Raw genomic sequence first — 6358 nt, 5'->3', positions numbered from 1 at the left:
ATCAACAACCGACCAAGAAAATGTCTTGGTTGGAAAACTGCAAACGAGGCTTTTAATGAGCAATTGTTGCACTTAATTTGACAAATCATCATATAATAAAAATAAATCAGTAATTAAATTATGAGTATTTTCTAATGTTGAAATGCTCTCAATATTAGGTATTATATTTTGACGAATATAAGTTACATCGGTTTTTTCCTTCACACCTAAATTTGCAATCCATTTATATAAATCTTGGTTAACTTTTATAGTTTTTTGAATTTCTTCATGTAAAAACATCAGATCGCTTTCAGGGTTATTCCAATTTGTATCATCGGAAGTAGGAATACATACTTGATTAGGGTAACTTAATTTATGTTTATGATTCCATATAAAAGGAAGGCTCTGCATGAAACTATCATCAAATATTTTAGGATTTTTATCATAAAGTTTCTTCATATGAGAAATTAAATTGATATTTTTAAATTCATTATGTTCCGAATAAAAATAAGATGAAAGAAGGAACTTACTAAATTCATTCCAAGTAAACTTAAAAGAACATAAATCGTTTATATATTTTGAGTACGGATTACTTTTTATAAATTTTTTATTCATAGATTCTTCATAATCTATAAATCTACATACATATGCTTTAATAGCTTTTTCCCCAACAAAATGTTTTTCAGATAAAAAAGTTAAATCTACTATAGCATCCCTAACAGTTATTAATTCATCATCTCTTGTAAGTATAAATTCAACTTTATTAAACGCTTCTTTAATACCACTATTGAAACTATTCCCTAATTCATTTTTATATATTTCTTTTGGGATTAATTGATAAGCTTGATATTTAAACTCCGACCCTACTAACTCTGCAATCCAACGAACAATCTCAACAGGTAATGAATTAAAAATCCATTGATTCCATTTTGAATCACTATGTAATGATTCTCTATTAGCAGCAGTTAAAAAACTTGTATTTACCAAGACTGGAAGTTCATATTTAGATTCACCTGTTGGTAAGTAAGAATACAATAGATTTTCTTCTTTAGATAATTTCACTATTTCATTATCAATAATTTTTGCAGCTAAAGTAATCTCAATTTCACTTGCTGCTGCTAATTTTTCTGGAATATTTCTATCTTCAATAAGAATTGATCGCATACTCTCTGGTACTTTTAATGTAGTACTTTTAATTATCCATTCTGAATTGCTATGTCTATTTTCTAATTTTATTCTGTCATCACTGCTACGATCTATCAAAATCGATGAACTCTGAGGAAGTTCAAAGTTAATTTTTGATATATTTTTCAAGAATAAGAACATATTTGTGTTTTTAGTTAAATATTTTATGGCTTCTTCAACGTCAGCTAAATTATGTAAAGTAATAATTGTTGCAACATTGATATCTTTACTATTTATATACTTCCTAATTGATAAATTTACCTCATCCTCATTTGTATAAATAGGAATTATCTGCCAAGGGTATTGAAACTTCCTGGCACTTTCTGTTTCCCATTTCTCCCTAGGATATTCCCATTGCCATTTAAAATCATAGTTTCTATCAAATCTGAAATACTCATCGTTTGAATAAATTATTACTTTATCTGACTGACCAAATACAGATTTAAAACCTATCCCCTTATAGCCTGTCTTGCTAATGTCATTTTTTTTGGTTCCATTATTTACATTACAAATCCCCATTAAATCCCGCTTATCAAAAGCTTTTCCACTATGACCAAATATTAATTCTTGACCTATGATCTTCACCCAAACTTCAACAGGATTACCCTTTTCTAAAGAATCATCAGCATTTTGAAGTAATTCATAGATGAATCTATTTGCATCTGTATATAAATCACCAGATAATGCATTTAATGAGCTTGCCTGATTTACTGCTTGTGTCGGGTTTTTATAAGAAGAATTCTCTTCAAATATACCTATTATATCTTGATAGATTGTCAATTGTACCCCTCCAAAAATTACACTTATCAACAAATAATATAACCAATATTTACTAATAACTCAAATTTTTATATTATTTAAATTAGGATTGAAAATATGTACATTAGATCCTGCTATCATTATTTCCTTCTTAAACTAACCTCCCTCTATAAACATTGATGCATCAACGGTTTCCATCACTTCGTGATGAAGAAAAAATATTTTTTCACTTCATTTACAAACAGTGTTTTGAATTTATTGTTTTATTTTACAAGTTAGCTGTACGCTTCGCTAAACTAATGGAAATCATTAGCTTTTTTATCCACTATGTGATGCACAATGGATCTCTGCGATACTTATGACGACGTACCCTCCCATGTCTCTTAGCGTCAGTGCGCTTACATTCCTTCGTTCGGTCTATTCATAAGGCAGAGGCCTGCTAAGCTGCCCCGGGGACTCTTGGTCTAAGTTTAGTTATGTTGCTGGCTTCTCCGTGTCATCCTTCTAGTTATAGTTCGATGAAGAAAATTTGTTTACGCTACCTCTGCGAGACAGTAGAGGTCTTTCATCTTATATTTCTCGTCAAAACGTACTTTCTTTTTACAAATACCATGTAATACCTTCAGTAATTTACCACACAGTACCACCATTGATTGTTTTCCACGTAAAGGATTTTGTTGACGTGTTGTGTAATATTCATGAAGTTGCTTAAACGCTTCATTGTGACGAATGAGTGGTACTATTACTTTGAACAGAATATATCTAAGTCTCTTTCTTCCTCGTTTGGAGATATGTTTTTGCCCTTTATGTTGACCAGATGAGTTTTCACGTAATGTTAATCCCGCTAGTTTGATGAGTTGGCGTGGATTTTCATAAAGTGAAAAGCATCCTACTTCTGAAAGTAAATCAACAATCGTCGCATCTCCTAAACCTGGAACTGATGCAAGTAAATCATATTCCATCGTTGTTTTAGCCATTTCTGCTAATTGATTATTTACAGATTTAATTTCACTTTCTAATAAGCGATACTGACGTAGGAGCGTGGCGATTTCACGTCGGGCCATCTCTGTTCCTTCTGTCAGTCCAATAGAGTTTATCGCAGCTTCAATAAGTAGCTTTGCTTTAGGTAACTGCGGAACTCTCATCCCCTCTACCTGACGGTAGAGAAAAACAAGCTGTTCTGCATTTTTCTGTTCAATATCTTGTGGTAACGGAGTCATTTCAAGGGTGGCAAGTGCCATCTTACCAAAAGACGGAAAGACTTGAGTAAACTCTGGAAAGTAACGATCCAGCCAACGAATGATTCGATTTTTAATACTTGCTAAGTCCTCCGTTAATTTGGAACGAAGGGTAGAACCAATGCGTAATTCAGCATTTATGTCTTTTAATAAACGTGGATAACTAAAACGTCCGTCTTTCAGTAAACGAGCAATGACAAGCGCATCTTTTTTATCGTGCTTTGTCGGTAAATTATCATCCAGCTCTTTCGAACGTTTGACGTGCATTGGATTGACCATGACGAGCGGTATTCCATATTGGTCTAAGAAATACGCTAAATTCATCCAATAGTGACCCGTAGGTTCAATTCCAACAATTACTTCTGTTTTCTGAGTTTCTTTCATCGTTAGTCGAATCTTTTCATACAAACTTTCAAAGCCTTCTATTGATTGATGTACAGCAAAAGCTTTTTCCATCACGCGTCCTCGGCAAGCGTAATGAACGCGCTTCGCGATGTCTATACCTACGACAAGTGTATTATCAGTCACTTGATTAATTTTGTAATTCATTTTAGTATGCATTTAGGAGTCCTCCTTGTAGATGTTGGTTCAATGGTCGTTGACACTCAGCATCATACTAGAGGACTCTTTTTCTTTCAAGACCCTGAACATCTTTCAAACAGGAATGCTGCCCCGTTAGCCATCCATGTCGCTTAAAATCAACACTACACCACAGAAAATGAAAGATAATTACGTTCTTTCATGGGAGTTTAATAAGAAAAAGATGGGATCTCTGTGAAATCCCATCTTGAAGTAAAGCCCCCGTTAGTTTAAGTGTAACTCTTCACAATTACTTGATATTATATAGGTAAGTAGAAATATAAATTAGAATTTAGTTTATAATTATAAAAATAAGTTTTTTATACTCTTATAATTCTTCAAAAAGGAGAGTTTATGAAAAAGACTATTGTTTTTGTATTAACGATACTTATATTATTCTCAGGATTCGCAACACAAAGTTATGCGTTGTCAGATTCGAAATCTGTGGCAATACAAGCGTTGCTAGATGATGCCTCTCGTACATCAGGTGTGCCTGGAATGTCAATCTCAATACTTGCTAATGATGAAGTGTTCTACTTTTCTTCTGGGTATGCAGATCTTGAAAAGGGGTTGTCTGCAAGTGAAAATACACTCTATGAGTTGGCCTCGGTGAGTAAAGCTTTTACTGGTATGGGGATTCTGCTATTGGAAGAGCAAGGGCTGCTATCAATGACTGACCCTATCCAAAAATATTTACCTTGGTTTACGTTAAAGTATCAAGGTAAACCTGTTGATATGCAAAGCCTTACACTAAATAACTTCCTTCACCATACTAGCGGCCTAACAAATATTAGACATACTCAAAATATTCCACAAGGCAATACGCCTGATATGTTGCAAAAGACTGTGGAAACGCTGGTAGATGCTGAATTGGCGTTCTCTCCCGGTGAACAATATAACTATGGAACCGTTAATTATGACGTATTGGGTTTGGTTATTGAGATTGTATCACGACAAAGCTATGAAGACTTTATGAGGGAACAGGTATTTCTACCCTTAGGTCTTCACCAGACGTATGTTTATAAAGAAGATGCTCAAGCCACTGGACAGTTAGCGCAGGGCTACCGTTCTTCCTTTTTCATAACAACTCCATTTAACGCTCCGGATTATGCTGGGAATAAACCTGCCGGCTATATCATTTCTAATACAAAAGATATGGCGCGTTGGATGGGCATACAGATGGGTATCTTGCAGGACATACCCGAAATATTTCACAGGGTTATCGAAAAATCACATAGGGGTGATATGTCTGTTTCGGCTGTCAACGATATGTATTATGCGGCAGGTTGGTCGGTAAACGCCGAACAAACGTTTATAGAACACACTGGGGGTAATCCGAATTTTAGAACCGAAGTAGCCATACTGCCAAATGAACGAACAGCCATCTGCTTACTGAGCAACGGCGCAAATACCAATATAAACCTGGTACTAAAAGTTAAAAATATATTAAACGGCAATCTAACTCAGTCATATGAGATAAGCGGCACACAGCTTTTGGACATCATTTTGTCGTCTACCACAATTATTCTTTGCCTATTGGCCGTTCTGTTATTTCTCTTAGGATTAAGAAAAAGGAAAACGAATGAGCAGCAACTAATGACAAAAAAGAGAACAATCGTAACAATTATTTTCCTAATCGCTACGATTGCCCAGTGTATAATGTTTTTTGCCTTCGATTGGTCAACGATACTTATTTGGCAAACATATAGTGTTCTTACAGCTTTGATTTCGTCAACATTATTAACAGCAAGCATTACTTGGTATATACTCACCGATAAGATGCCTCGCTCCGAAAATAAGTATAATGTTAAGTAATTAAATTCCAATTTATCAATATTCTTAATTTAAAAAACATAAGACACCTCGGTGTCTTCTTTAATGTCATCGACACTTCTCCTAGTTAAACCCACTTGCTATTTCTTCCACTAACCTGCTCCGTTAGTAAAACAAAAAAGGGGCTGCATACGCAACCCGATTTTCTTCAAGTAAAGCCTTCGTTTGTTCAAAAAAATAGTTTTTTTTATTTCGTGATAAGATATTTTTCTTTGAAAAGTGGACTTAATTCACTCCACACATCAAATTTATTACCATCTAAATCAAAGAAAACAAAGTTCCTTCCAGAGTGTCCTCTGTTTTCAATTTCTCCAACTCTTATTTCTTTATCGATAAAATCTCTATGAATTGCCTCTAATGCAGTTAGTCCATTAACTTCAAATGTTATAGAAAAACGTTCTACACCATAGCAATCATAGAAGTTAGAACTTTGACTTTCTTTAGACTTAACAAGAAAAATACTTTGGTTTGCAAAATTAAGAATTGCTTTGTCTTCGTCTTTATAGCTTAACTCTGCCCCCAATTTGTTTACATACCATTCATAAGAATTTTCTACATTAGTTACTGGAATATAAGTAGTTCCCACCCTTAGCAACTTTTCGCTCATTCTATCGACTCCTTCCAATATCTTTAACAGATACTTTCTCCATTTATGTATTTTTTTCCTTCTAATCTCCATTTTTCTTATTGAACTAAACTGCTCCGTTCGTATTATAAGGTCAGCCAGATATTTCTGGTTGAACATTTTTCAAATGGTTTTATTATAGCAGTAGCCAGGGTAGAAC

The 6358-nt window shown here is 34.1% G+C and carries 4 protein-coding genes; 1 reads left to right on the top strand and 3 read right to left on the bottom strand.

The genetic code is table 11. The annotated features are described in order from the left end of the window. Positions 1-72: 72 nt before the first annotated feature. Positions 73-1944 carry a sacsin N-terminal ATP-binding-like domain-containing protein gene (locus ACFTQ7_RS24800; RefSeq protein WP_386831971.1) on the bottom strand — a complete coding sequence of 624 codons (1872 nt, stop codon included), beginning with the start codon at positions 1942-1944 and terminating at the stop codon, positions 73-75. Positions 1945-2456: 512 nt separating this feature from the next. Beyond that, positions 2457-3722: an IS110 family RNA-guided transposase gene (locus tag ACFTQ7_RS24795; RefSeq protein WP_386831969.1), complete on the bottom strand. Its 1266-nt coding sequence runs from the start codon at positions 3720-3722 to the stop codon at positions 2457-2459. Positions 3723-4094: 372 nt separating this feature from the next. Here ACFTQ7_RS24795 and ACFTQ7_RS24790 point away from each other — a divergent pair, with 372 nt between their 5' ends. Continuing rightward, entirely contained in the window at positions 4095-5555 is a 1461-nt protein-coding gene (locus ACFTQ7_RS24790; RefSeq protein WP_386831967.1) for a serine hydrolase domain-containing protein, read from the top strand. A gap of 205 nt (positions 5556-5760) precedes the next feature. Here ACFTQ7_RS24790 and ACFTQ7_RS24785 read toward each other — a convergent pair whose 3' ends face one another. Continuing rightward, positions 5761-6180: a VOC family protein gene (locus tag ACFTQ7_RS24785; RefSeq protein ID WP_386831965.1), complete on the bottom strand. Its 420-nt coding sequence runs from the start codon at positions 6178-6180 to the stop codon at positions 5761-5763. Positions 6181-6358 lie beyond the last annotated feature (178 nt).

This window comes from Lysinibacillus sp. NPDC056959, from assembly GCF_042674095.1.
GTDB lineage: Bacteria > Bacillota > Bacilli > Bacillales_A > Planococcaceae > Lysinibacillus > Lysinibacillus zambalensis.
Note: the sequence above shows the minus strand (reverse complement) of the source record. Positions and strands in the feature narration are given on the sequence as shown.

Coding starts and splice junctions, on each gene's coding strand:
- ACFTQ7_RS24795 (WP_386831969.1), bottom strand. CDS start 3,722: ATGCATACTAAAATGAATTACAAAATTAATCAAGTGACTGATAATACA.
- ACFTQ7_RS24790 (WP_386831967.1), top strand. CDS start 4,095: ATGAAAAAGACTATTGTTTTTGTATTAACGATACTTATATTATTCTCA.
- ACFTQ7_RS24785 (WP_386831965.1), bottom strand. CDS start 6,180: ATGAGCGAAAAGTTGCTAAGGGTGGGAACTACTTATATTCCAGTAACT.